Source organism: Peribacillus sp. FW305-BF15 (assembly GCF_058783805.1).
The window spans coordinates 322,237-346,982 of the sequence record NZ_JBYSYV010000002.1; the positions used below are offsets into that span (position 1 = coordinate 322,237).

Here is a 24,746-nt window from a genome sequence, read left to right on the forward strand (position 1 = left end):
AAATGAGGATGTTTTTAATTGCGGGTATCATCCCGATGCAAGTATATATGCAGCTTCGCCAGCAGGCGGATTTTTTATAAAACATGGACTCAAAGTAGTGGTAATACATACACTAGGTGAAACGTACCCACATTTGTATGATTAAGCGAGGAAATCGAAGGTGAACCAGTTGGAACATTTATTAGGTCAGGAGTGGGATATATCCCCTGCTGGAGGAGCTACGGGAGAAGCCTTTATTGCCGAGAAAGAGGGGCAGAAGCTCTTCCTTAAACGAAATTCATCGCCATTTTTAGCTGTTCTTTCAGCTGAGGGCATTGTTCCAAAGTTAATGTGGACAAAACGCCTGGAAAATGGGGATGTAATTACGGCCCAGCATTGGATGGAAGGCAGGGAGCTATCTCAGCAGGAAATGAACAATATAAGAGTCGCAAAGCTGCTTCAAAAAATTCATCAATCCGATCCTTTGTTAAGCATGCTCAAAAGGCTTGGGAAATCCCCTTTACGACCTGAAAGTATACTTACAGACATAGAAACCGGGTTATCTTCGGATGTTACGGACATTCCGATTATCAAACAGGCCATCCATTTTTTACAGAACAATCTCCTGTTGATTGAATGCGACGAAAAAGTCGTCTGTCATTGTGATGTGAACCACAATAATTGGCTCATGACAGAAACGGACGGATTGTTCCTGATTGATTGGGACGGAGCGGTCATAGGCGATCCGGCCATTGACCTCGGCATACTCCTTTATTCATATGTCCCGAGGGAAGAATGGAATCAATGGCTTGCCCGTTACGGCAAGAAGCTTGACGCAGGCCTGGAGATGAGGATGAAATGGCACACGGTTTCACAACTTGTGCTTTCCATCCAATGGCATCATCGCAGGACGCGGTACGAGGAAAGAAATGAATTACTGCAAAAACTGGAAGCTTTATTGATGGTCAGCTGATCAGAATTGATCTATATCATCCACCCACTGGGACAGGTCGTTCTGGTGGGTTGAAATATGTGCATCTAAATCGGCGGTACCGATGCCCGTCTGACTGTATTCGTAAATCTCCGTCAGTATCGTTTTCACATTGCTGTCAATTTCCATATTGATCATTAAGGATTTGACGAGCCTTTCAACCTGTTCACATTCAGAAACGGATCCGCAGCAGTCTGTTTGATGGTTGGTCAATATATCTTTCAATAGTGACATTTGGTGTTCATGGGAAAGCGGCATATAATGCCTCTCCTTTCTTAAACATGGATTCAAGGGATTCCCAGGTGGTGCCCGCCTGCCCTTCACTTATTTATGGTGTGTTTTGCTGAAAGTTTTATACATGAAAACTACAGTGACTGTCGCCTGGATGGCCGGCAGTTTTTTTATTTGACCAGTGGGTGTTTCCTGAAAAAATCAACTTGCAGGAATCCATACACTCGTGTTATGGTTTGAACGATTATATTATAAATAGGGGTGTCATCATGCGTTTAAGAAATAAACCTTGGGCTGAAGACCGTTTGAATGATTTTCCACAATATGTAATTCAGCAGCCAGTGAGCCATAAAGGTAAATGGCATGAAGTTTTCGGAAACGATAATCCGTTATATATTGAAGTGGGTACGGGAAAAGGCCGTTTCATCACAGAAATGGCAAAGGCCCATCCTGATGTGAATTTCATTGGAATTGAAGTATATGGAAGCGTCATTGTCGCTGCATTGGACTTGCTGATTGAAGCGGATGTTCCAAATTTAAAGCTGTTGAATGTTGACGCAGCGAACTTAGGGGACTATTTTGCAAAAGGTGACGTGGATCGCGTCTACTTGAATTTCTCTGATCCATGGCCGAAATCACGTCATGCAAAACGCCGGTTAACATATAAGACCTTCCTCGAAGTATATGAAGGCATCCTGCCAGACAAAGGCGAGATTCACTTCAAGACGGATAATCAAGGGTTATTCGAATCTTCCTTGAAAAGTATTTCCGAATACGGCATGCTCTTGAAATTTGTAAGCCTTGATTTGCATAACAGCAGTTTTGAAGGCAACATCATGACTGAATATGAAGAAAAGTTCTCGAGTAAAGGCAATCGGATATACCGATTGGAAGCAATGTTCCAATAATCAACGATCAGAAACCAGGTGCACAGCATCTGGTTTTTTTGTTTGTTTATGATACACGGGGATGACTTGATCGTTATCAATTTCAATATATGGAAGCGGGTGTTAAACTAAAGGCAGAGGAGGGGTAAAATGGAAACGATGCAAATAGGGGAAATAAAATTAACATGGTTGAATGGCGGTGTGACACACTTGGATGGCGGTGCGATGTTCGGTGTTGTACCGAAACCGCTTTGGTCCAAGAAGTATCCCGTTAACGAAAATAACCAAATCGAGTTACGTACGGATCCGATTTTGGTACAGGCTAATGGATTGAATATGCTTATAGATTCCGGCATTGGCAATGGAAAGATGAATGACCAGCAGAAACGGAATTTTGGGGTGACGGAGGAATCCAATCTTGTCGAAGATCTTGGCAGACTTGGGATTCAGCCAAATGATATCGATTACATTTTAATGACCCATCTGCATTTCGATCATGCCTGCGGGTTGACGAAACGTGAAGGTGAAACTTGGGTGCCTGTTTTCGAGCGTGCAGAAATCATCACGACCAAAACGGAATGGGCGGAAATGAAAAACCCGAATATTCGTTCAAAAAGTACATATTGGTCAGAAAACTGGGAGGCTGTCGCTTCTCTTGTACGTCCTTTTGAAGGGGAACAGGAAATTGCGGCCGGCATTAAAATGATCCATACCGGGGGGCATAGTGATGGACATGCGATCATCATCATAGAAGATGGCGGGGATAGATTGATCCACATGGCAGATATCATGCCGACGCACGCGCATGCGAATGTCCTCTGGGTCCTCGCTTATGATGATTATCCCATGACTTCCATCGAGGCGAAGGAAAAGTGGATGAAATCCGGACTGGAAAATGGGTCCTGGTATAGCTTTTACCATGATGCCCAATACTGTGCCATCAAATGGGATGCAACGGGTAAGGAGATACTAGCCGAATTGAAACGGAAGCGTTAAAAGGAAAGCGAAAGGAGGACGTCATCTGACGGCCCTCCTTTTTTTGTTTCAATCATTTTGTGCATTAAGCTCCAATATCGTTCCTGTCGAAGCATCTGCAACAAATTCGAATTGCTCGCGTTTCCCTTCTGTATTTCTGGTGATCCCGCCTTTGTACACTTCATAGTCCAAATCGTTTTTTGTATAGTTCTCCGGCTTCATCAAGATCCATGAGCCATATATATTTCCGTCCTTTTTGACTGTTTCCTTCACTTGGGCCAAGACTTTATCGGGAGAAGGTTTACTTGATTGATCCAATAATTGTTTTGCTGCATAGCCAGCAGCAAACCCGGCTGCAGTACCTAGTAAAAACGTTTTCCAATTCATTGATTTCTCCTCCATTGCATTTTATAAAATCACTTCTTCTAGTATACAGAAGAACGCTTTATTTGACTAATAATTTGAAATTTTACCCATAAACTGATAAATTAGAACTTTCTAGTGTAACATGATGCTAAGTTTTGTAAAATAGAAAGAAACAATACATAGTTAGGGGTAGAAAAATGAATCATGAGACTTTGGAGCTTTTTAAAACATTGACGGAATTACCGGGAGCCTCGGGAAATGAACATGCAGTTCGGAGTTTCATGAAGAGTGAGTTGCAAAAGTATTCGGACGAAATCGTCCAAGATCGCCTCGGCGGAATATTTGGCGTGAAAAGAGGCAATGATGATGGGCCGACCGTCCTGGTTGCCGGGCACATGGATGAAGTGGGATTCATGGTCACATCTGTAACAGAAAATGGAATGATTCGCTTTCAGACCCTAGGAGGCTGGTGGAGCCAAGTGCTTTTGGCCCAAAGAGTCGAGATCATAACCGATAACGGTCCGGTCATTGGTGTCATCGGTTCCATTCCGCCCCATTTGCTTGATGAGTCGCAACGCTCAAAACCAATGGATATCAAAAATATGCTGATTGATATTGGGGCAGATGATAAGGAAGATGTGAAGAGAATCGGTATTAAGCCCGGTCAGCAAATTGTACCGATTTGTCCATTCACGCCGATGGCCAATGAGAAGAAAATCCTCGCAAAAGCGTGGGATAATCGTTATGGCTGCGGACTTGCGATTGAATTGTTAAAAGATTTAAAAGGTGAAACGCTGCCGAATGTCTTATATTCCGGGGCAACCGTCCAGGAGGAAGTGGGATTACGAGGTGCGCAAACTGCAGCACATATGATCAAACCGGATCTTTTCTTTGCTTTGGATGCAAGTCCGGCGAACGATATGTCCGGCAGTAAAAGTGAATTTGGCCAGTTGGGAAAAGGGGCACTGCTCCGCATTTTTGATCGTTCGATGGTTACGCATCGCGGCATGAGGGAATTCATCCTTGATACGGCCGAGTCGAATGAGATTCCGTATCAATATTTCGTTTCCCAGGGCGGCACGGATGCAGGGCAAGTCCATATTGCAAACGAAGGCATTCCAAGCGGGGTGATCGGCATTTGTTCCCGCTATATTCATACACATGCATCCATGATTCATATTGATGATTATGCCGCTGCCCGTGAACTGATAGGGAAATTGGTTCGTTCCTGTGATAAAACGACATTCGAAACCTTGATAAAAAACGGTTGATGGAGGAAGCTGAAATGGAAAGGGATGCAGTCATGTATCCTTTTCCAACAGCTTTTTTTACATAGAAGGAAGGTAATTATATTGAAAATAGCAGTAGGCAGCAAGAATCCGGCGAAAGTAAGTGCCGTGCTTGGTGTATATGAAGATGCTGAAATCATTTCGCTTCAAGTGGAGAGCGGGGTTCCGGAACAGCCTTTTTCAGATGAGGAAACGATGGAGGGGGCCATGACACGTGCCCGGAATTGCTTGATTCACAGTGATGCCGATATGGGCATCGGACTTGAAGGCGGTGTCGTGAAAATGGGACAAGCCCTGTTTCTGTGTAATTGGGGTGCAATGGCCACGAGGGGCGGTGAGGTTTTTGTAGCTGCCGGAGCGAGAATCCCGGTTCCGGAAATCGTTGCCGGGAAGGTGCTGGACGGTGAAGAGTTGGGCCCGGTGATGGACGCCTTCACAAAGCAAGAGAATATTAGCAAAAAGGAAGGGGCGATCGGCGTATTTACAAATGAGCGAATCACGAGGGGAGAAATGTTCCTTCATATCATGAGGATGCTAGCCGGTCAACACGAATATAAGCTGAAAATGAGAAAGCACGATTTATGAATCACTGTCATGGAAAGGCGTCTTCGAATGGAAACGAACACTGCCAAAACTGAGCAGAATAAGACAGGGTTTTATTGAGCGGTCTTGGTACTATAGTGACAAGGGGTGAGCGAATATGGGGTGGGTAGAGTCAATCCAAAAGGCCATCGACTATATCGAAGAGCACTTATTGGAGGACCTTACGATCGAGAGCATTTCCAGGCAGGCGAATGCTTCGGCTTTTCATTTTCAACGGACCTTCACCATTTTAACGGATATTTCCATTGGTGAATATATCCGGCGCCGAAGACTGACTTTAGCTGCCCAGGAGATATCATCCACAAATGGCAAGGTCATTGATTTAGCCTACAAGTACGGCTATGACACCCCCGAGGCATTCTTAAAAGCTTTTCGAAGGCAGCATGGGGTATCTCCAAGCGAAGCGCGAAAGTATATGGGGAAGCTGAAATTCTATGAACGCCTGATGATACAGGTCATTCTGAAAGGGGCAAAACCGATGAAATACAATATCCTTGAAAGGGATTCCTTTCAATTGATAGGAATCAAGCAAGAGTTTTCCTTGGTTAATGAAGAGAATTTGATTGGGATTCCAAAGTTGTGGGAGAAAGTCAATTCGAATGGAACAGGAGATAGGTTAGCGAAGTTGAACAATGGCCAAATAAATGGTTTGCTTGGTGTATGTGTCGATAAGCGTAATGTGGAAAAAAGTGAAACGATGGATTATTGGATAGGTGCAGAGTATGCCGGGAAAGTGCCTGAAGAGTTTTCGACCCTTACGATACCGGCTTCCAAGTGGGTTGTATTTGAAGTTCACGGACCAATGCCTGATAGCATGCAACAAGCTTGGAAGCGGATTTTTTCCGAATGGTTCCCTACGAGCGGTCATGAACATGCCGGAACTCCTGAATTGGAAGTATACGACAATGCGGATGCTTCAAACCCTGACTATTACTCCGAAATTTGGATTCCGATTAAAAAGGGATAGTATTCAACCATCAAAACATTCGTTATTCGCTTGCAGGGGGTTAGGCATCTAATTTGCCCCTGCAAGCTTTTTTATTTGTAAATATGAATGATCAGCCCTTCATTTTTGTGCTGGTTAAGGGCAGGGAGATTTACAGCCCGTCTTCAAAAATATAGGAAAGCACCTTCATGGCTTGGTTCACGGATTCGACTGTGACACTCGCCTTTTCCGATAATTCCTTTAAGGCATGGTGATGGGTTTCCGGGCGAATCAAAATAAGCGGTTTCCCCAGGGAAATGGCGGTGCTTGCGTCCATGGCAGTATTCCACTGCTTATATTTCTCGCCAAACAGAGCGACGACAAGATCGGCTTTTTTCATCAAAAGACCTGTCCGCAAATTATTGATTTGGGAAGCGGCTGCATCCTTCAGGATAGGATTCGGCTGTTCACCGAGGACATCTTCACCGATATTATCGGAGCGTTCATGATTTTCCATCGGGCTGACGAATTCTAATGGAAGCTTCAGTGCAGCGGCCTTATCTCTCAACTCATTTCTCCAATTTGAATGGATTTCCCCAGCAAGATAAACGGTTAACTTCATTGTTTTCCTCCTCGATATTAAAATTGCTTTCATTGTACCATGTTTTTAAGAAAATGGATGAATTCCATAAATAAGGATAATATTATCCATAAGATAGTAAAAGAGACGGCTGGAGGAATGACGATGGCTTTATCGAATAAGAATTTCCTTGTTATCCTGTTGATAAGCAGTTTGATCGTAGGCTGCTCAGGGATCGAGAGACAAACCGAAAAGGCAATGAAGGCTGCTGAAGTGGCTTTTCGTGACGATGAAAAACAGCCCAATCAAGAGGCAGGGCTAATTCAGGTCCATCTGCCCAAGGATTTTAAAGTAGTGGAAGAACATGATAATAACTTGATTTTACAAAAAGGTGATCAGATTTATATATTATTTGTCAATCCAAATGAAAAAGAAGACAGTTCCGTGTTATATTTGGCGATTAAGGAACAAGAGGATCAATTTGAAGTGCTGCATTCTTTTCAAACTGATGATAAATTCGGCTTTATTTCAATTAAAGAAATACCGAAAGAAAAGTATGAGCTTGCAGTGGGGATCGGCGGGGTGAAACTGACAACGGAAACGGATAAAGACCAATTAAAAACCGATGCAAAACAAATGATGGAAATCGTTTCATCCGTGCCCCAGAGATAAGCTGACCCCTGCCTTTCAACCGATCCGTATTAATGGTTGATTCGGGGAGAGTCTGGTATGATGGGATTATGAAAATTAAGGTGTCATTTAGAGCAGGAGGAATATTCAAATGGATAAGTTACAAACCGTCGAGCAATATGATGCATTGAAAAATGAAGGCAAACATATCTTTCTTTTTTCCGCTACATGGTGTGGAGATTGCCGTGTAATCGAACCGATAATGCCGGAGATAGAAACGAAATTTCCTGATTTTACATTCATTTATGTGGACCGTGATGAATTCATCGATGTGTGTGCGGCTAATGATGTATTCGGCATACCAAGTTTCATCGCCTATGATAATGGTAAAGAGCTAGGCAGATTCGTGAGCAAGGATCGCAAAACGCAAGAACAAATTGAGGAATTCATTCAATCACTATAATCAAAATCCCCTTCTCGCTGGGGATTTTTCAATGAAGAGGAGGGTCAGTCATGAAAATGGACAGCACGAAGCTGAAAAATATTTTGAAGGAACGTTTAAAAGATGAGGGTCGGACATTCAAATTCGATAGCAAGCAAGATACGTTACGGGTGGAAAATGTGAAGACCGGGAAAGGGATCACCATCGAGTTGCCTCCTGTACTTGCTAACTATGAAAACGTACAGGAAAAGGCCATCGATGAAATTATTTATTACGTGGAAGAGGCCCTGAATGTGATGGGGGGAGAACACAGCATGGAAGGCAAGGAGAAATTCATTTTCCCAGTCATCCGCTCGACCTCCTTTCCAATGGAATCGGAAGACGGAAATCCGTTTTTATTCGATGAGCATACAGCTGAAACCCGGATTTTTTATGCCCTTGATTTAGGTAAAACCTACCGTCTTATAGATGAAAAGATGATTCAACGGGAAAACTGGCAGGGTGACAGGATCAGAGAAATTGCCCTATTTAATGCCCGTTCGCTCTCCACTGAAATGAAGTCGGATATCGTTGCAGGTAATGCATTTTATTTTTTGAACACGAATGATGGATATGATGCCAGCAGGATCCTGAATGAATCATGGCTTCGGGAAATGAAGGACAAGGTCGAGGGAACCATGGCTGTGGCCATTCCCCATCAGGATGTCATCATCATTGCCGATGTGAAGAATGATACGGGCTATGATATTCTGGCGCAAATGGCGATGAGCTTCTTTGCCAGCGGTCATGTTCCGATTACGGCTCTATCATTCCTTTACGAAGAAAATGAGTTGGAGCCCATCTTCATTATGGGTAAAAACAAAAAGCGTGAACAATAATAATATAGGGAATCACAAAAGGACCGTGTCAGCATCTGGCAGCGGTCCTTTTAAAGTTTGATAGAGTTTATAACTCTCTTGTAGTTGATATTTATTTTTTAATCGGTGATAATATAATTGAAATATTTTGAAAATATGGAAAACCATTCGATGATCAGTGCGAACTTACATATGTGCCCGATTATCCTCCGCTATACAATGACCCTGAACTGACTGAATTCGTGAAAAATAGCCTGGAAAGCATGAATGACAAAGAAATTAAGAAGGTAGTCGGATTTCCGGTTTTTTCAGGTTCAGAAGATTTTTCGTATTATGCAGAAAAGATACCAGGCTGCTTCTTTTACATTGGCTGTAAACCGAAAGGGGTGGAGAAGGCATATTTCAATCACCATCCTACATTCGACATTGATGAAGATGCCCTTTTGATCGCTTCCAAATCAGTGGCCCAGGTTGTTTGCCGATTTTATGAATGGAACTAGTCCTTTGGTCTTCGTTTGCAAAAAAAACGGAGAAACCCACAAAACACCGTTCGGTATTAACGAACGGTGTTTTATGGGTTGCGACAGGCAATAGGATTCTGCCGGAGGTTTCATGAAGGATGATGCAATGAATTGGCCAGTCTGTTTTCAAGTCAGCATGAAAACTTAATCTCTTTGTAAACGCGATTTAACAGCTGTGTTTTATTTAAATAGTAGACTAGGGGCTAATGTTATTTGGTGATGATAGGTTTAAACCCATTGCAGAAGGGGTTTAATAGGGTAGGAGTTCTGCGAAATACGTTAAGGTAGCAAGAATGCGATAAAAAAGTAGATACTAATCCCAATTTAGCTTAAATTTTCTCGATATTTTTAAAATAACTGGTAGAATTAGTTACATAACTACAGATGTAGAAAGAGTGATAGTTTTGAAATGGCTAAATAAGATGAAAAAATGGTTCCAAGCAGAGGAAATTATTGAAATCGAAGAGATTATTATAGATGAACCGCTTGATGAAGAGACATTGAGGAAAATGGATTTTTCGAAGCTTACGAAGTCAAAGAAAGAAGAAATAAAGGTTTACAATCAAAAAGTGGAAAAAATGTCCCAGACGCCAGACCCGGATACGAAAATCCTGTTTCAATATCCAAAAGGCCAGTTCAAGTTTCCGCTCATTCCAGACCGGGAGCAGAATAAAAGAAAACCTAGGGAAAGAAACAGGGAAGACAACGAACCCAAACAGGGGAAGAATGTGACTAAAGAAACAACAACGAGAAGGCCTGTAAGGGATCCTGAACCAAAACGGAGAAGCCTTGACCGGGAGGAAAATTCAAAAATAGTCCCGTCAAATACTCCATTCCGCCCAACGGAAATCCCATCACCCATTTACGGGTTCCGTCGTCCGGAAAAAAAAATAGTCCCTTCTGAAGAAATTGTCGAATATGAATTGGAAAGCAAAATGCCCATCTTTAAAAAAGAAGAACCCGCTATCGAGATTCCGGTATCGATCCCTGAAATCTCAAAAGATGCGTCACATGAGGAAATGACAGCAAAACCCGCCATTCTTATACCGGAACAAGCGGAAAAAAAAAGGGAAGATACGGAGATACCCGCTTTCTTTCGTAGAAATTCCATTGAGTCATTGCCAGAAGAAACGGTAAGCGAGCCTAACATAATGGAGCCTAAGGTAGAAAAAGAGGCTATTGAACAGGACCAAGTCGATTTTGGACGCGAAGTCGCCGTATCCATCATGGAACAGGCGGACGACACACGGCCTGAAGTGATATCGGTTCATGGGGAGGCTGCTGTACAATCAAATCAATCATCCGTAAGTCAAGGGACAATGCCTGAAAGTGACTCATCTGAGGCAATACCTGAAGTGCAGCCTAAAAGTCCGAAAAAACATATTCCATTTAATGTGATGATGCTTAAGCAAGATCGGGAAAAAAATGGCTTCATGAATAAAATGATGCCGGAAAAAAAAAGCCTTAATCCGGAAAGGGCAGTAGTTTCAGCTGATAAACGAGCAATGGATGATGCTGCCCAAACGGAGGCAGGACAAGCGGAACCATCCGCCATTCCCGAGCGGAAACCGGAGGAAGGCAGAGTAATGCCGAAAGAGGAGACTCGGGACATTACACCTGCCTTTTTGAACACCGAAACCGCCGGCGAGCCTGAAAATACAGGTGAATCTATTATTGGTTCCGACCCTAAGCCCCCTCTAGAACAGGAATCCCCCATTTCTGGAGATGGGTATCAAGAGGCAGTTTTAACAGAGACAGCGGAAAGTGGCCAGGGCAATGCCCTTGAAGTTTTTGGTTCCGTGGAAGCGGATGATAATCCATACTATGTGTTTCCGAATATCGAATTGCTGACACCTCCCACTTATGCTGTGCATGATGATGAGTGGCTCGGGGAACAGACTGTATTACTTGATCAGACATTGAAAAATTTCAATGTCCGTGCAAAGGTCGTCAATGTCACCCAAGGACCGGCAGTCACTCGTTTCGAGGTGCATCCGGAGCCGGGAGTGAAGGTGAATAAAGTGACGAACCTGATGGATGACATCAAATTAAGTCTTGCTGCCCAGGATATGAGGATGGAAGCGCCCATTCCGGGTAAACATACAATCGGCATCGAGATTCCGAACAGGAAAAGCAAACCGGTATTTTTGCGTGAGGTTTTGGAAAGTACTGAGTTTCAAGAGCATGAATCACCGCTTGCCGTGGCTTTAGGCCTCGATATATCCGGTCAGCCGATCATCACGGATTTGAGAAAGATGCCGCATGGTTTGATAGCCGGGCAAACGGGATCGGGGAAAAGTGTCTGTATCAACACCATGCTGGTCAGCTTGCTGTATAAAGCGACGCCGCAGGAGCTTAAATTACTGTTGATCGATCCGAAAATGGTCGAGCTCGCCCCGTATAACCGGATCCCGCATTTGGTCAGTCCAGTCATAACCGATGTAAAAGCCGCTACGGCTGCGTTGAAATGGGCTGTAGAGGAGATGGAACGGCGTTATGAATTGTTTGTACATGCCGGTGTACGTGATATCACCCGCTTTAATGAACAAGCGGAAAAAGCTGGTCAATATTCAAGCAAGCTGCCGTATATCCTGGTGATCATCGATGAGCTTGCGGATCTAATGATGATGTCCCCGGCTGATGTAGAGGAAGCGATTTGCCGGATTGCTCAAAAGGCCCGTGCCTGCGGCATCCATTTGATTGTAGCCACTCAAAGACCTTCAGTCGATGTCATAACTGGATTGATCAAGGCAAATATCCCGACAAGGATTGCTTTTTCGGTTTCTTCACAAGTGGACTCCCGTACAATCATCGATAGCGGCGGTGCAGAAAAACTTTTGGGAAGAGGAGATATGTTATTCGCTGAAAACGGCTCTTCAAAAACGGTGCGCCTGCAAGGGACTTTCGTGAGTGATGAAGAGATTGATCAAGTGGTCAACCATGTTAAACGGGAGCAGCAGCCGAAATACCTGTTTGAACAGGAAGACTTGCTGAACAGGGCCCAGGTCACGGAAGAAGCGGATGAACTGTTTTTCGAGGCATGTGAATTTGTCGTGAGCCAGCAGGCCGCATCTGCATCGAGCGTCCAACGGCGTTTCCGTGTCGGATATAACCGTGCATCGCGTCTAATAGAAATGATGGAGCAACAGGGGGTTGTTTCCGAATCCAGGGGCTCAAGGCCCAGGGATGTATTGATTACGCAAGAAGAGCTGGAATTTTTACATGTTAATTAAGAGAACCTAATAAAAGGAAATTGTATATAATGTGAAAGGGTGAAAACCCTTTTTTATCACCTTAATTGAGGGAAAAGCCAATGATTTGATAAATTGGCATCCCCCTGACATGGATGAATGAATAAAAAAGTGATATAATAGTTTTTTGTTGATGAATGATTGAAAATAAAAGTTCGAAAACCTATGAAGAAATTGCGTTACTAACAAGTCTCGTAATGGAAAAACAAATAAAAGATGACGTCATATACTGTCATACAGGTAGACGATTGGTGGAGGTTCGCTTTATGACTGCTTACCATTTTGTGGGAATTAAAGGGTCGGGTATGAGTGCTCTTGCACAAATACTGCATGATATGAATATTGAAGTGCAGGGTTCCGATTACGAAAAAGAATTTTTTACACAATTGGCATTAGAAAAAGCCGGGATTAAAATCCTTCCTTTCAACGAGGAAAATATTCAACCTGGAATGACCATCATTGCAGGAAATGCGTTTCCGGATAGTCATCCGGAAATCTTGAAGGCAAAAGAACTTGATTTGCCGATTATCCGTTATCACCGTTTCCTAGGTGATTTCATGAAAAACTTCATCAGCGTGGCGGTTACGGGAGCGCATGGTAAAACATCGACGACCGGCTTACTTGCCCATGTAATGGGGGGCGCTAAACCGACATCCTTCCTGATTGGGGATGGAACGGGTAAAGGAATCGTGAATTCTGATTACTTCGTTTTCGAAGCATGTGAATATCGCCGTCATTTCCTTTCCTATTATCCGGATTATGCAATCATGACAAATATCGATTTTGATCATCCAGATTATTACGCTAATGTCGAAGACGTGTTCGAGGCTTTCCAAACGATGGCCCTTCAAGTCAACAAAGGCATCATTGCGTGCGGGGATGATGAGCATTTACCACATATTCAGGCGAAAGTACCGGTTATTTTTTACGGATTTGCAGAAGGAAATGATTTTCAAGCGAAAAATGTTTCCGTCACTCCGGATGGCACGACTTTTGATGTGCATGTAAGGAACAATTACTATGATACATTCACTATTCCTACTTTTGGAAAGCATAATGTGTTGAATGCACTTGGTGTCATTGCACTTTGTAAATATGAAAACTTGGATACGGAAGCTGTGAAAGCCCAATTGCGGACTTTTGGCGGAGTTAAACGCCGGTTCTCCGAAAAGGAAATCGGAAGTCAGATCATCATTGATGATTATGCACACCATCCGACCGAGATCTCTGCAACTGTGGACTCGGCGCGTCAGAAATATCCAGAGCGTGAAGTTGTTGCTGTATTCCAGCCGCATACTTTCTCGAGAACGCAGGCATTCCTGGATGAATTCGCCGACAGCTTGAATTTGGCCGACAAAGTATACTTATGTGAAATTTTTGGATCTGCTCGTGAACATCAAGGAAAGTTATCGATTGAAGACCTTCAAGATAAGATTCCAGGTGCCGAACTGATTACGGAGAACACAACATCTATATTGCAAAACCATGATAACAGTGTCGTGTTATTCATGGGTGCGGGGGACATTCAAAAATTCCAGGCAGCCTATGAGCATTCACTGCAGGTAAAATAAAAAAAACGACCATCCGTTGTAGCGGATCGGTCGTTTTTTTTATTGGGTTATTTTAAATTTTCCGGATTTAAATTTTCCAGTTCCGGTAAAACGAAACGTCCGTCCTTACGTATCAAGACGTCATCAAAATGGATTTCCCCGCCGCCATATTCAGGCCGCTGGATATTGACCAGGTCCCAGTGAATGTCTGAATGGTTTCCGTTAAAGGCATCATCATAGCATTGTCCTGGAGTGAAATGAAAACTTCCATCAATTTTTTCATCAAAGAGGATATCTTGCATCGGGTGTAGAATATAAGGATTTACACCAATTGCAAATTCACCGACATATCGTGCGCCTTCATCAGTATCAAAAATTTTGTTGATGCGTTCCGTATCATTCGCAACCGCTTCAACGATTTTTCCATCCTTGAATGTCAACTTCACGTTTTCAAAAGTAAAACCCTGATATGGGGAAGGAGTATTATACGAAATCACTCCATTGATGGAATCTTTAACTGGAGCCGTATATACTTCACCGTCAGGAATGTTCAGCTCACCCGCACATTTGATGGCTTTAATGTCTTTGATGGAGAAGGTTAGGTCCGTACCGGGCCCAGTTAAGCGGACCTTATCCGTTTTATCCATCAATTCAACAAGGTTGTCCATTGCTGCGCTCATTTTGCCATAGTCGAGGTTGCAGACTTCGAAATAAAAGTCTTCGAATGCTTCTGTGCTCATTTTGGCCAATTGGGCCATGGAATTTGTCGGGTAGCGAAGTACGACCCATTTTGTTTTTGGCACGCGGATATTTCTATGTACTTTACCGACTGTCTGTCCATGAATCGCCATCTTCTCTGAAGGGACATCGGATTGTTCATTGATATTATCCCCGGCACGAAGCCCGATATAAGCATCCATCTGCTTCATTACGTTGGCTTCAAACTCACCCATCATCTTGTACTGTTCTTCTTTGGCACCCATCAGCAAGGCACGGTCCACTTGGTGATCCTTTAACAGGACGAATGGGTAACCACCTGCTGCATAGGCTTCATTCACAAGTGCGTTAACAAGTTCACGCTGCAATCCAAAGTTTTCGATCAAGATTTTTTCACCTTTTTGAAGCTTCACGGAATAATTGATTAAGTTTTTGGCCAATGTACCAATTCTGGGATCTTTCATAAAAAATACCTCCATTGTTTAAATTCGACTTATCTTTTCTATCATACCCGATTTCCTGCCATAAGTGTCACCCATGAATTTCACGGAGGAACTGGATGCGGACAACAATATTTCCAGATTAGGGTTTGATAGGGTATATTGAAAAAATAAATAAGTTTATAATGATAGGGAAGGGGTAATTAATATCTAACAGCTATTAAATAAGTCGATTTTTTTCGGAGGTGTTCCAATGGAGATTATTTTATACGTAAGTGCTGCTGTTGCAGCGATAGCTTTTTTGGTACTCGTTATTTTTCTAACGAAGGTACTGACATCACTTCAAACTACCCTGGACAGTGTGGCCCGGACGCTGACAGGACTAGAGAGCCAAATGCAGGGCATAACGCTCGAAACTACTCAGTTATTACATAAAACGAATACGTTGGCTGAAGATTTGCAGCAAAAGTCAGAAAACCTGAACACGGTGGTGGATGCGGTGAAGGATGTAGGTACATCCATCTCCAGCTTTAATTCTTCCATCCAAAAGGTTTCCCATAAAGTGCAGGCTGAGATTGATAATAATCAAGAAAGAATCTCACAAATTGTACAATGGAGCAATGTAGCCATGGAGATCAGAGACAAATGGAAGTCCAGAAGCAAACAGGCAGCCCCGACCCCGACTGAAAGGGCAGAGTTAGAAAGGGAAGCGCTGGAAACAGATAACTTACCTAAAAAAAGGTTTTTACGTTCTAGATCATAAAATCTAGTTAAATAAAAATGAACCGAAAATTGAAAGGGGAATGTATTATGACTCAAAAAGAATTTCCGACAAAGGACTATCAGAAATCATATGAGGACGAACGCGACTCGATCAATTCTAAGGACTTTATGATTGGCGCCTTGATCGGCGGGATGATCGGAGCGGCTACTGCTTTGTTCATGGCTCCGAAAACAGGCAAGGAATTAAGGAATGACTTCAACGAACAAGCTAGAAACATTTCCGAGAAAACAGAAAGATTAAGACAAACGGCGATGGAAAAAGGTACAGTCCTTGCTGATACTGCAAAGGAAAAAACAAACTCCGTCACGGAAATCGTTTCCAATAAATCTTCGAATATCGTCAACAAAGTGAAGAGCCTGAAAACAGGAAAAGAAAACGGCGACGCTGCTGATGATACAACGAATTCAAGCAATAAGGATATTGATGTAACCGGAACTACAGATGCACCTATCGTATCCGTCGAAACGAACTTTGCTAACAGCAATGATTCGGAAAATAATCCTGCAGATCCTACAAGCGGAAACAAGAATGCGGCAAAATTAAAACTTGATGAAGCGAAAAAGGCATTCGATGAAACGGAAAGTAAACTAAAGAATTAAACTCCTTGGATTCCTTTAATGGGAATGAAGAGTCATTAAGGGACGAAGAATAAGGCGGTGAAGTGCTTCGATGGCTTCATCGCCTTTTTGATGGTAAAATTTATATGACAAGGAAAGGAGACTGCTATATGGTCATGAGCAAAATCGAAACAGAAGAACAATTCAATGAGCTTCTAAAAGAGGATACATTCCTGCTTTTCAAGCATAGCGTAACATGCCCTGTAAGTGCTGAAGCATTTGAACAATATGAGAGGTACATCTTAGGGAACGAACAGCTTAAAACGGCCTATTTGGCCGTCCAGGAAGCTCGTCCACTATCCAATTATGTGGCAGAAACTTTTGATGTCAAACATCAATCACCTCAGGCCATCCTTTTTAAAGGTGGAAAACCTGTGTGGAATGAATCTCATTGGCGGATTACATATGATTCATTGAGCAAGGCCATTACAGAATGAATGGAAGGCCGGATCCCTTTGGTAAGGGTTCCGGCCTTTTATTATTCCATTGATTGGCGGGCCTAAGGATGTTAATCCTGGGGAAACCTTTTCTAGGAAGGCCCTTCCGTAAAGACTCTTTAAACATTTCTCGGCTTCGGACGAGTGGCAGAAAATTTAAACTTTTCTATGTTCTTGTGAAAAATGATCAATTAAATGATAGCTTTCCTGTTCTATTTCCAATATAATTCCTACAACGGATTGTGTTTCAATATTCTGTGTAATCGTTTTTCTGGCATGAGCGGCACCTAGTTTTAAGTATTTATAACTTTAATGCTTAAAAGCGTTTAATTATTAAAGAAAAATATAGTGACATTTATGGACACTTCATTTATAATTGATTTAATCATACATGAAATATTCTAAATTTTTCATTGATAAAACAATCGGGGTGGATGTTCGAGGATCCGGATGGGATTTTTTTAGTTTGAATCCGCTGAACCGATTTCTATTTTAAAAAACGAAGGGATGGATTTGTAATGAGCAACAAAGAGCTTGATGGACTTCGTAATCAACTGGATGATGTGAACCTTCAGTTATTACATCTTATTAATCAACGTGCTGAACTTGTACAGGAAATTGGTCGCGTTAAAGAAAAACAAGGTGTAAACCGTTACGATCCGGTCCGTGAAAGAACAATGCTGGATCTTATCGAAGCCAATAATCAAGGACCGCTTGATCTTGGTTCGATTAAACATATTTTCAAAGAAATCTTTAAATTGGGCTTGGAGCTGCAAAAGGATGATCAGAAGAAGACGCTTCTTGTATCAAGAAAACAAAAAGCTGAAGACACGATCATCGACATCAAGGGTGAATTGGTAGGTAACGGGATCCCTAGCTTCGTTTTCGGACCATGTGCCGTTGAATCTTATGAGCAGACAGCTGCGGTGGCGGAAGTCATTAAAGCTAAAGGTTTGAAATTGATGCGCGGCGGTGCCTTTAAGCCACGTACATCTCCATATGACTTCCAAGGGCTTGGTTTGGAAGGTTTACAAATACTTAAACGCGTTGCTGATGAATACGGCTTGGCTGTCATCAGTGAAATCGTGAGTGCCAATGATATTGAAGCGGCGATCGATCATATCGATGTCATCCAAATCGGGGCGCGGAACATGCAGAATTTCGACTTGCTAAAAGCGGCAGGTGCAGTAAATAAACCAGTTCTGTTAAAACGCGGACTGGCTGCAACGATTGAAGAGTTCATTCATGCAGCGGAATACATCATGTCGCAGGGCAATGGCAACATCATCCTTTGTGAACGCGGTATCCGCACTTACGAAAAAGCAACAAGAAATACACTTGATATCTCTGCTGTACCGATTTTAAAACAAGAAACACATTTACCGGTCATGGTTGATGTAACGCATTCAACTGGACGTCGCGATCTATTGCTTCCTACGGCTAAAGCGGCTCTTGCAATCGGTGCTGACGGTGTTATGGCTGAAGTGCATCCGGATCCTTCCGTTGCTCTATCGGATTCTGCACAGCAAATGGACTTCAAACAATTTGATGAATTCTACGATGAAATTAAACGCTTGAACTGGGTAACTGTTTAAGCTAAGAATGTCTTGAATTGATCTACTTACGGCCCTTACCAACTTGGCAAGGGCTTTTTTTAATGGTAAAATACTAGTTTTTATAGAAAAACCTTCGAAATAAGCACTATTGGATTGCAGGAAAGATTCGACTATCGTATGATAAATAACAAGAATGAGAACTGTTCGGAAGATTGAGTCATACATAAAGTGATATCTATGTGAATTTTATACTTGAATAGGGTATTGAATATTTGACTGAGAAGAGAGTAGGACTGTTTTTTTGTTAGGCAGATCGTTCCTAAAATAATCTTCCTTATAGAGAAAAACGCATAAAAGATTTTTTTCCGAAATAATTCGGGTCTTTTATGGGGAAAATGAAAGAAATGGAGGAATGGATGAATGAATAATATAACCATTTATGATGTGGCACGTGAGGCGAATGTTTCCATGGCCACCGTTTCCCGCGTAGTTAACGGGAATCCAAATGTAAAGCCTGCAACAAGGAAGAAAGTTTCCGATGTGATTGAAAAGTTAGGGTACCGACCGAATGCAGTGGCAAGGGGACTTGCCTCAAAGAAAACGACTACTGTCGGGGTCATCATCCCGGATATCTCGAGCATCTTTTTTGCCGAATTGGCACGGGGCATAGAAGATATAGCGACCATGTATAAATACAATATCATTCTAAGCAGTTCTGATGAGAATATAGATAAGGAATTCCATTTGCTGAATACGATGCTTGGAAAACAAGTGGATGGCATCGTATTCATGGGCGGCAACATTTCTGATGAGCATGTCAAAGAGTTTACGAATTCACCGGTTCCGATCGTTCTGGCAGGTTCGGTAGATGAAAGCGGGCAAGTTCCATCTGTTAATATTGATTATGAGGCGGCGGCATTTGACGCAGTGACTTTCTTTGCTGATAAAGGCCACAAGCATATCGCTTTTGTAAGCGGAAACCCTTCCGCGCTGATTAATGAAATGAAACTGACTGGATATAAACGAGGATTGAAAGAAGCTGGTCTTTCATTTGATGAAAGGTATATTGTTGAAGGTGATTATACATATGATTCAGGAATTGAATCTTTTGAAAAGTACCTGGAAGTTGAAGACAGGCCGACGGCATTCATCGCCGGTGCTGATGAAATGGCGCTTGGTATTGTCCATGCCGCGCAGGACAAGGGGTATAATGTGCCGGAAGACTTTGAAGTGATCAGCTTCGATAATACGAGATTGACATTGATGGTGCGTCCGCAAATCACGACGATCGTTCAACCTTTATATGATATTGGTGCGGTTGCGATGAGGCTTCTTACAAAGTTGATGAATAAAGAACAAGTGGAGGAAGGTCTTGAAAAGGTGATCCTGCCGCATCGGATTGAAAACCGTCAATCAACGAAATAAACTGGTTTGGAGAGTGTCCCGAGGGGCACTCTCTTTTTGTTTCTCAAATGATGACCGAACAAAAAAGATCGTTTTTCAACGATCTTTTGGTTAACTTTGTTCATTGCTTTTCGATGTTTGCTTGGAAGACCTGATGGGATAAAGGACCTTTTCAAGCGTAAGGGCATTCTTCTCGGTAATTTCAGGCTTTCTCGGAATGGGTTCGTATATATCCTCCATGTCATCCCATTCAGCCGGTAGGGGAACAGGGGACTCAGGCTGCCAGCTATCGAGCCATTCCTTTGATAGGGGACCTGAAATGTCATTATCCGTCATTTCAAGCCAGATCCTTGCCCATGCCCTCGGTACGACGCGCCATATATCATATCCGCCGCCTCCTACTGCAATCCACCGTCCTTCGCAATACTTATGGGCCATTTCATGGGCCAACTTTGGTATTTCCCTAAAAATCTTCATGGTGGCAGATAAATGGGTGAGCGGATCGTAATAATGGGAATCGGCTCCGTTTTGCGTTAATATGACATCCGGTTTGAAGTATTCAATGACTTCTTTAAAGGAAGCCCTATAGCATTCGAGCCAGGATTCATCTTCAGTGAACGCATCGACCGGGATGTTGAATGAATAGCCGTAGCCTTTTCCCTGGCCCCGCTCGTTAATCGTGCCGGTGCCGGGAAATAAATAGCGCCCCGTTTCATGAATGGATAAGGTGCATACATCGGGATCATCATAAAATGACCATTGGACTCCGTCACCATGATGTGCATCGGTATCGACATACAAGACACGCGCACCATATTTCTTTTGCAGGTATTTAATTGCGACCGAACTATCATTGTAAATGCAAAAGCCCGAGGCTTTCCCGCGGAAACCGTGATGCAGGCCACCGCCAAGATTAAGTGCGTGCAGGGACTGACCGGTCATGACGGCATCCACAGCCGTCAAGGTACCGCCAACAAGCAAGGCGCTTGCTTCGTGCATATTGGGGAAGATAGGGGTATCCTCTGTTCCCAGTCCATAATTTCCTGCCTTTTCAGGGGGGAGCTTTCCCTGGCCCGCTGATCTGACAGCGTTTACATAATGGTGATCATGGATCAGTTCCAATTCTGCATCTGTAGCCATTCTGGGCTTGATAATTTGATCATCATTGATGGCATGGTGTTTTTTTAATAAATCAAGCGTGAGTTTAAGGCGTTTTTGATTGAATGGATGCTCATCGTTGAATTTGTAGGTAAGGAGTTCATCCGAATAGACGAAAAGGGATGTATCATTCATGTGAAATCCCCGGTAGACTAGGCCATAAAACGGTATAGCCTTCTTTCTTCAAATCCTCCACCACCATAAATGGATTCATCGTCTGTACACGAATTACAAGAATTTTATAATCGGTTCCATTTTTTTCAGGATAAACAAGGGTGCTCAGGATATTCGTATTGCGCCTTTTGAAAATATGGGCAATATCATGAAGGGAACCTGCCTTATCCGGGATTCTGATTTCGATTTGGGAACCGGGCTGATTGACTCCTGTCAACTCAACGTATGAATGAAGTAAATCAGTACCGGTTATGATGCCCACTAACTTCCTGCCCTTTACGATTGGAAGGCAGCTGATATTGTTAGCACAAAAAACAGCCCCGATTTCTTCCACGAAATCAAGCGGGTGCCCTGTGATTATTTCCGTTTTCATGATGCTTGATAATGGTTTTTGTAAATCATTTTTGTATTCTTCGGTACGGAAAATAGAAGGGGCAGCATCCCGAATATCACGGTCGCTGACTAATCCCACAAGTTGAAAGCTGTCATCGACAATGGGTATATGGCGAATTCGTTTCTCCCTAATGATCAAGACAGCGCTATGGATGGTATCCGTTGGAGTGAGGGTGATGATATCCTCATTCATTATTGTTTCAACAATCATTTTCCTTCCTCCTCTTCCTCTCCTCTTTAATACATAAACCGATTCATAAAACGCAATTGGTCGAACTTCTGGATGGATTCCGGCGGGACTCTTTTGCCAATTCGGGCCATCAGGCAGTTTGCCGGGTGGGAACTGATTTCAGGATCATCTGTTGCAAAGTAGACCAAGCCACCTGCACTCATCATTTTTTCCATGACCTTGCGATAGTCCCAAATATTCAGCCCTGTCCCTTTCAAATCCCAATGCCAATAGTATTCAGTGGTGATGATGATGAAGTCTTCAACCGAATCGTCTTCCATTGAAAGGCGGATCAGGTTCTTCCCGACCGAGGCACCACGGTATTTAGGGATGACCTCGATTGCACCAAGCTCAATCAGGTCCTCCATCTTGATTTCAGACCAGCGCTCCAAGGGATCGGGATATAAGTAAGTTACATACCCCACGATTGTTTCATTTTCACGGGCGATGAAGATCCTGCCCTCAGGCAAGTCTGCTATTTCTATTAACGCTTTATGCTGCAAAGCAGGGGGGCGAAAGGCGACCAAGTCTTCGTGAAACTCATAAGCGGACATTTTTTCTCCGCTTAACGGTCCCTCGATGATGAGCGTTCCGCTTAATGTCTGCAGTTCCTTAGTGTAAAAGGTCTTACTATATTCCATTCTTTCACCACCCTTGTTATATAGTAATCTTACACTCTCGCATTCCGAAGCATCGCTTTTAAACCGAATGGAAAGCTTACATAAATTATACATGAAAACAAGGGGCATAATTCAGAAAGTTCAAGGCGCTTTTGTTAAAGTCCCCCCTTCTTTCCCGGCTATTATATGGATGCACCTTGACCATAACCATATACCAGTAACTTTCAACATTCACCAAGAAGGGATTTCCCTAATATGGAAGCGATCAATATTTTAAAAATTGAGATAATTCGATTCTTATACTATAATAAAAATATAGAGCCGAATGAAGGGGGAGTTTGTCGTATGAATGTGAAAGCGTTACCAGTAGTGGAAGGTAATTTTAATTTAAAGAATTATGATGAAAAATACAATAAGTTTGACTGGTCTGAGACGGAAAAGGAATTCTCCTGGTCTGAAACCGGTAAAGTGAATCTTGCGTATGAAGCCATTGACCGCCATGTCGAAACATACAAAAAGAATAAAGTGGCCCTTTATTACAAAGACGATAAAAGAAATGAAAAGTATACATTCAAGGAAATGAAAGATTATACGAACCAAGCGGCCAATGTATTCAAGAACATTGCCAATGTGGAAAAAGGTGATCGTGTTTTCATTTTCATGCCTCGCTCCCCGGAGCTGTATTTTGCATTGTTGGGTGCGATTAAAACGGGGGCGGTCGTAGGGCCGTTGTTCGAAGCCTTCATGGAAGGCGCCATAAGGGATCGTCTTGAAGATAGTGAGGCAAGTGTGATTGTGACGACACCTGAACTTTTGCCGCGCGTTCCAGTGGATGAATTACCCCATTTGAAGCATATTTTCCTGGTGGGGGAAAATATAAAAGAAGAAGGAAAGTACCATCACTTCAATAAGAAATTAAAAGAAGCCGACAAAAAATTCGACATTGAATGGGTCGATCGGAATGACGGTCTGATTCTTCACTATACCTCCGGTTCCACAGGAAAACCAAAAGGGGTGCTTCATGTTCATAATGCGATGATCCAGCATTATCAAACGGCAAGATGGGTCCTTGATTTGCAGGATGAGGATGTGTATTGGTGCACAGCGGATCCTGGTTGGGTGACAGGGACGTCTTACGGGATTTTTGGACCTTGGCTGACAGGAACCTCGAATGTCATTGTAGGCGGGCGTTTCAAGCCTGAATCCTGGTACAAGACCTTGGAGGACTTTGGTGTCACGGTATGGTATAGTGCACCGACTGCCTTCAGGATGCTGATGGGCGCGGGTGACGAGATCGTTAAGCGGTTCGATTTAAGCACTCTCCGCCATATTTTAAGTGTCGGTGAACCGTTGAACCCGGAAGTGGTGCGCTGGGGAATGAAGGTATTCAATCATCGGATCCATGATACATGGTGGATGACGGAGACCGGGGCTCAGGTCATCTGCAATTATCCTTGCCTGGAAATCAAACCGGGTTCGATGGGTAAACCGATTCCTGGCGTAAAAGCGGCAATAGTGGATGATCAAGGCAACGAGCTTCCGCCGCATAGAATGGGGAACCTTGCCATCAAGAAAGGCTGGCCTTCGATGATGAAGACCGTCTGGAAGAATGAAGCGAAATATGAATCTTACTTTATGCCAGGTGATTGGTATGTTTCCGGAGATTCCGCATACATGGATGAAGATGGTTATTTCTGGTTCCAAGGCCGTGTTGATGATGTCATCATGACGGCAGGGGAGAGGGTCGGACCTTTCGAAGTGGAAAGCAAGTTGGTCGAGCATCCAGCTGTAGCTGAAGCGGGGGTCATCGGTAAGCCGGATCCGGTTCGGGGGGAGATTATCAAAGCGTTTATCGCCCTTCGTGACGGATACGATGCGAACGATGAGTTGATTGAGGATATTCGAACATTTGTGAAGCATGGTTTAGCAGCACATGCAGCACCTCGTGAAATTGAATTCAGGGATAAACTTCCTAAAACAAGAAGCGGTAAAATCATGCGCCGTGTCTTGAAAGCTTGGGAACTTGATTTGCCAACCGGTGATTTATCATCGATGGAGGATTGAGAAACTGAGTCATACTGATCATTGAAAATGAAAAAGGCATCCATTGTCACTTTCATGGATGCCTTTTTGGGAGATT

24 protein-coding genes and 1 pseudogene are annotated in these 24,746 nt (G+C 43.1%); 18 read left to right on the forward strand and 7 right to left on the reverse strand.

The window, feature by feature from the left end:
• The first annotated feature begins 169 nt into the window (after window positions 1-169).
• Window positions 170-952, forward strand: coding sequence for a phosphotransferase family protein (locus tag AC3WLU_RS03185; RefSeq protein WP_098185892.1), 783 nt, complete (start codon window positions 170-172; stop codon window positions 950-952).
• On the opposite strand, the gene AC3WLU_RS03190 is transcribed toward AC3WLU_RS03185, so the two are convergent.
• Window positions 953-1,228 (reverse strand): YtzH-like family protein, encoded by a 276-nt coding sequence (locus AC3WLU_RS03190; protein WP_034309293.1) that lies wholly within the window; start codon window positions 1,226-1,228, stop codon window positions 953-955.
• 242 nt (window positions 1,229-1,470) lie between these two features.
• On the opposite strand from AC3WLU_RS03190, the gene trmB reads away from it, so the two are divergent.
• Entirely contained in the window at window positions 1,471-2,109 is a 639-nt protein-coding gene (gene trmB, locus AC3WLU_RS03195) for a tRNA (guanosine(46)-N7)-methyltransferase TrmB (protein ID WP_034309290.1), read from the forward strand.
• A gap of 129 nt (window positions 2,110-2,238) precedes the next feature.
• Window positions 2,239-3,084 carry a YtnP family quorum-quenching lactonase gene (locus AC3WLU_RS03200; protein ID WP_492596800.1) on the forward strand — a complete coding sequence of 282 codons (846 nt, stop codon included), beginning with the start codon at window positions 2,239-2,241 and terminating at the stop codon, window positions 3,082-3,084.
• A 48-nt stretch (window positions 3,085-3,132) separates the two neighbouring features.
• Here AC3WLU_RS03200 and AC3WLU_RS03205 read toward each other — a convergent pair whose 3' ends face one another.
• Entirely contained in the window at window positions 3,133-3,450 is a 318-nt protein-coding gene (locus AC3WLU_RS03205) for a PepSY domain-containing protein (RefSeq protein WP_034309283.1), read from the reverse strand.
• A gap of 176 nt (window positions 3,451-3,626) precedes the next feature.
• Between AC3WLU_RS03205 and AC3WLU_RS03210 the strand changes: the two genes are divergently transcribed.
• From AC3WLU_RS03210 to AC3WLU_RS03220, 3 genes are all read left to right on the forward strand, one after another.
• Window positions 3,627-4,700 (forward strand): M42 family metallopeptidase, encoded by a 1,074-nt coding sequence (locus AC3WLU_RS03210; RefSeq protein WP_492596801.1) that lies wholly within the window; start codon window positions 3,627-3,629, stop codon window positions 4,698-4,700.
• An 81-nt stretch (window positions 4,701-4,781) separates the two neighbouring features.
• The gene (locus tag AC3WLU_RS03215; protein ID WP_413021359.1) at window positions 4,782-5,303 is read left to right on the forward strand and encodes a DUF84 family protein; all 522 of its coding nucleotides are present in this window, start codon (window positions 4,782-4,784) and stop codon (window positions 5,301-5,303) included.
• 115 nt (window positions 5,304-5,418) lie between these two features.
• Window positions 5,419-6,288 (forward strand): AraC family transcriptional regulator, encoded by an 870-nt coding sequence (locus tag AC3WLU_RS03220; RefSeq protein WP_492596802.1) that lies wholly within the window; start codon window positions 5,419-5,421, stop codon window positions 6,286-6,288.
• 130 nt (window positions 6,289-6,418) lie between these two features.
• Here the strand turns inward: AC3WLU_RS03220 and AC3WLU_RS03225 are convergent, their stop codons facing one another.
• Entirely contained in the window at window positions 6,419-6,868 is a 450-nt protein-coding gene (locus AC3WLU_RS03225; protein WP_440439503.1) for a YtoQ family protein, read from the reverse strand.
• Window positions 6,869-6,991: 123 nt separating this feature from the next.
• Here AC3WLU_RS03225 and AC3WLU_RS03230 point away from each other — a divergent pair, with 123 nt between their 5' ends.
• The 6 genes and pseudogenes from AC3WLU_RS03230 (at window position 6,992) to murC (ending at window position 14,098) form a co-directional block, all read left to right on the forward strand.
• The gene (locus AC3WLU_RS03230; RefSeq protein ID WP_057276738.1) at window positions 6,992-7,498 is read left to right on the forward strand and encodes a hypothetical protein; all 507 of its coding nucleotides are present in this window, start codon (window positions 6,992-6,994) and stop codon (window positions 7,496-7,498) included.
• Between the two features lie 109 nt (window positions 7,499-7,607).
• Window positions 7,608-7,919 carry a thioredoxin family protein gene (locus tag AC3WLU_RS03235; RefSeq protein ID WP_440439502.1) on the forward strand — a complete coding sequence of 104 codons (312 nt, stop codon included), beginning with the start codon at window positions 7,608-7,610 and terminating at the stop codon, window positions 7,917-7,919.
• A gap of 50 nt (window positions 7,920-7,969) precedes the next feature.
• A complete protein-coding gene (locus AC3WLU_RS03240) occupies window positions 7,970-8,776 on the forward strand; it encodes a DUF1444 domain-containing protein (protein ID WP_057276737.1) in 807 nt (268 codons plus the stop codon).
• A 146-nt stretch (window positions 8,777-8,922) separates the two neighbouring features.
• Window positions 8,923-9,255: pseudogene (locus AC3WLU_RS03245) on the forward strand (M20/M25/M40 family metallo-hydrolase); the annotation flags it as partial.
• A 425-nt stretch (window positions 9,256-9,680) separates the two neighbouring features.
• Window positions 9,681-12,509: a DNA translocase FtsK gene (locus tag AC3WLU_RS03250; RefSeq protein WP_492596803.1), complete on the forward strand. Its 2,829-nt coding sequence runs from the start codon at window positions 9,681-9,683 to the stop codon at window positions 12,507-12,509.
• A 284-nt stretch (window positions 12,510-12,793) separates the two neighbouring features.
• Window positions 12,794-14,098 carry a UDP-N-acetylmuramate--L-alanine ligase gene (murC, locus tag AC3WLU_RS03255; RefSeq protein WP_034309255.1) on the forward strand — a complete coding sequence of 435 codons (1,305 nt, stop codon included), beginning with the start codon at window positions 12,794-12,796 and terminating at the stop codon, window positions 14,096-14,098.
• 47 nt (window positions 14,099-14,145) lie between these two features.
• Here murC and AC3WLU_RS03260 read toward each other — a convergent pair whose 3' ends face one another.
• Window positions 14,146-15,258, reverse strand: a complete 1,113-nt coding sequence (locus AC3WLU_RS03260) for an aminopeptidase (protein ID WP_057276734.1) — start codon at window positions 15,256-15,258, stop codon at window positions 14,146-14,148.
• A 229-nt stretch (window positions 15,259-15,487) separates the two neighbouring features.
• Here AC3WLU_RS03260 and AC3WLU_RS03265 point away from each other — a divergent pair, with 229 nt between their 5' ends.
• From AC3WLU_RS03265 to ccpA, 5 genes are all read left to right on the forward strand, one after another.
• Window positions 15,488-15,997 (forward strand): DUF948 domain-containing protein, encoded by a 510-nt coding sequence (locus AC3WLU_RS03265; RefSeq protein WP_034309251.1) that lies wholly within the window; start codon window positions 15,488-15,490, stop codon window positions 15,995-15,997.
• Window positions 15,998-16,044: 47 nt separating this feature from the next.
• Window positions 16,045-16,617 (forward strand): YtxH domain-containing protein, encoded by a 573-nt coding sequence (locus AC3WLU_RS03270; RefSeq protein WP_034309249.1) that lies wholly within the window; start codon window positions 16,045-16,047, stop codon window positions 16,615-16,617.
• 128 nt (window positions 16,618-16,745) lie between these two features.
• On the forward strand, window positions 16,746-17,072 hold the full coding sequence (gene ytxJ / locus AC3WLU_RS03275; protein WP_057276733.1) for a bacillithiol system redox-active protein YtxJ: 327 nt from the start codon (window positions 16,746-16,748) through the stop codon (window positions 17,070-17,072).
• Between the two features lie 518 nt (window positions 17,073-17,590).
• Window positions 17,591-18,667: a bifunctional 3-deoxy-7-phosphoheptulonate synthase/chorismate mutase gene (locus tag AC3WLU_RS03280; protein ID WP_034309244.1), complete on the forward strand. Its 1,077-nt coding sequence runs from the start codon at window positions 17,591-17,593 to the stop codon at window positions 18,665-18,667.
• A gap of 381 nt (window positions 18,668-19,048) precedes the next feature.
• The gene (gene ccpA, locus AC3WLU_RS03285; protein ID WP_053535943.1) at window positions 19,049-20,053 is read left to right on the forward strand and encodes a catabolite control protein A; all 1,005 of its coding nucleotides are present in this window, start codon (window positions 19,049-19,051) and stop codon (window positions 20,051-20,053) included.
• Window positions 20,054-20,143: 90 nt separating this feature from the next.
• On the opposite strand, the gene AC3WLU_RS03290 is transcribed toward ccpA, so the two are convergent.
• From AC3WLU_RS03290 to AC3WLU_RS03300, 3 genes are read right to left on the reverse strand one after another with little or no spacing between them, the layout of a single operon-like run.
• Window positions 20,144-21,325: an acetoin utilization protein AcuC gene (locus tag AC3WLU_RS03290; RefSeq protein ID WP_492596804.1), complete on the reverse strand. Its 1,182-nt coding sequence runs from the start codon at window positions 21,323-21,325 to the stop codon at window positions 20,144-20,146.
• Window positions 21,318-21,968, reverse strand: coding sequence for an acetoin utilization AcuB family protein (locus AC3WLU_RS03295; RefSeq protein ID WP_492596805.1), 651 nt, complete (start codon window positions 21,966-21,968; stop codon window positions 21,318-21,320). Before AC3WLU_RS03295 ends, AC3WLU_RS03290 begins: the two co-directional genes overlap by 8 nt.
• Before the next feature lie 26 nt (window positions 21,969-21,994).
• Window positions 21,995-22,627, reverse strand: coding sequence for a GNAT family N-acetyltransferase (locus tag AC3WLU_RS03300; RefSeq protein ID WP_034309235.1), 633 nt, complete (start codon window positions 22,625-22,627; stop codon window positions 21,995-21,997).
• Window positions 22,628-22,951: 324 nt separating this feature from the next.
• Here AC3WLU_RS03300 and acsA point away from each other — a divergent pair, with 324 nt between their 5' ends.
• Window positions 22,952-24,670: an acetate--CoA ligase gene (gene acsA / locus AC3WLU_RS03305; RefSeq protein WP_034309233.1), complete on the forward strand. Its 1,719-nt coding sequence runs from the start codon at window positions 22,952-22,954 to the stop codon at window positions 24,668-24,670.
• The last annotated feature ends 76 nt before the right edge of the window (window positions 24,671-24,746 follow it).

Bases quoted from the DNA above. Each gene is read 5' to 3' on its own strand.
- ytxJ (WP_057276733.1), top strand. From the start codon at position 16,746: ATGGTCATGAGCAAAATCGAAACAGAAGAACAATTCAATGAGCTTCTA.
- murC (WP_034309255.1), top strand. From the start codon at position 12,794: ATGACTGCTTACCATTTTGTGGGAATTAAAGGGTCGGGTATGAGTGCT.
- AC3WLU_RS03230 (WP_057276738.1), top strand. From the start codon at position 6,992: ATGGCTTTATCGAATAAGAATTTCCTTGTTATCCTGTTGATAAGCAGT.
- AC3WLU_RS03265 (WP_034309251.1), top strand. From the start codon at position 15,488: ATGGAGATTATTTTATACGTAAGTGCTGCTGTTGCAGCGATAGCTTTT.
- AC3WLU_RS03235 (WP_440439502.1), top strand. From the start codon at position 7,608: ATGGATAAGTTACAAACCGTCGAGCAATATGATGCATTGAAAAATGAA.
- AC3WLU_RS03190 (WP_034309293.1), bottom strand. From the start codon at position 1,228: ATGCCGCTTTCCCATGAACACCAAATGTCACTATTGAAAGATATATTG.
- AC3WLU_RS03210 (WP_492596801.1), top strand. From the start codon at position 3,627: ATGAATCATGAGACTTTGGAGCTTTTTAAAACATTGACGGAATTACCG.
- AC3WLU_RS03270 (WP_034309249.1), top strand. From the start codon at position 16,045: ATGACTCAAAAAGAATTTCCGACAAAGGACTATCAGAAATCATATGAG.
- AC3WLU_RS03225 (WP_440439503.1), bottom strand. From the start codon at position 6,868: ATGAAGTTAACCGTTTATCTTGCTGGGGAAATCCATTCAAATTGGAGA.
- acsA (WP_034309233.1), top strand. From the start codon at position 22,952: ATGAATGTGAAAGCGTTACCAGTAGTGGAAGGTAATTTTAATTTAAAG.
- AC3WLU_RS03260 (WP_057276734.1), bottom strand. From the start codon at position 15,258: ATGAAAGATCCCAGAATTGGTACATTGGCCAAAAACTTAATCAATTAT.
- AC3WLU_RS03205 (WP_034309283.1), bottom strand. From the start codon at position 3,450: ATGAATTGGAAAACGTTTTTACTAGGTACTGCAGCCGGGTTTGCTGCT.
- AC3WLU_RS03220 (WP_492596802.1), top strand. From the start codon at position 5,419: ATGGGGTGGGTAGAGTCAATCCAAAAGGCCATCGACTATATCGAAGAG.
- AC3WLU_RS03295 (WP_492596805.1), bottom strand. From the start codon at position 21,968: ATGATTGTTGAAACAATAATGAATGAGGATATCATCACCCTCACTCCA.
- trmB (WP_034309290.1), top strand. From the start codon at position 1,471: ATGCGTTTAAGAAATAAACCTTGGGCTGAAGACCGTTTGAATGATTTT.
- AC3WLU_RS03280 (WP_034309244.1), top strand. From the start codon at position 17,591: ATGAGCAACAAAGAGCTTGATGGACTTCGTAATCAACTGGATGATGTG.
- AC3WLU_RS03200 (WP_492596800.1), top strand. From the start codon at position 2,239: ATGGAAACGATGCAAATAGGGGAAATAAAATTAACATGGTTGAATGGC.
- ccpA (WP_053535943.1), top strand. From the start codon at position 19,049: ATGAATAATATAACCATTTATGATGTGGCACGTGAGGCGAATGTTTCC.
- AC3WLU_RS03240 (WP_057276737.1), top strand. From the start codon at position 7,970: ATGAAAATGGACAGCACGAAGCTGAAAAATATTTTGAAGGAACGTTTA.
- AC3WLU_RS03300 (WP_034309235.1), bottom strand. From the start codon at position 22,627: ATGGAATATAGTAAGACCTTTTACACTAAGGAACTGCAGACATTAAGC.
- AC3WLU_RS03290 (WP_492596804.1), bottom strand. From the start codon at position 21,325: ATGAATGATACATCCCTTTTCGTCTATTCGGATGAACTCCTTACCTAC.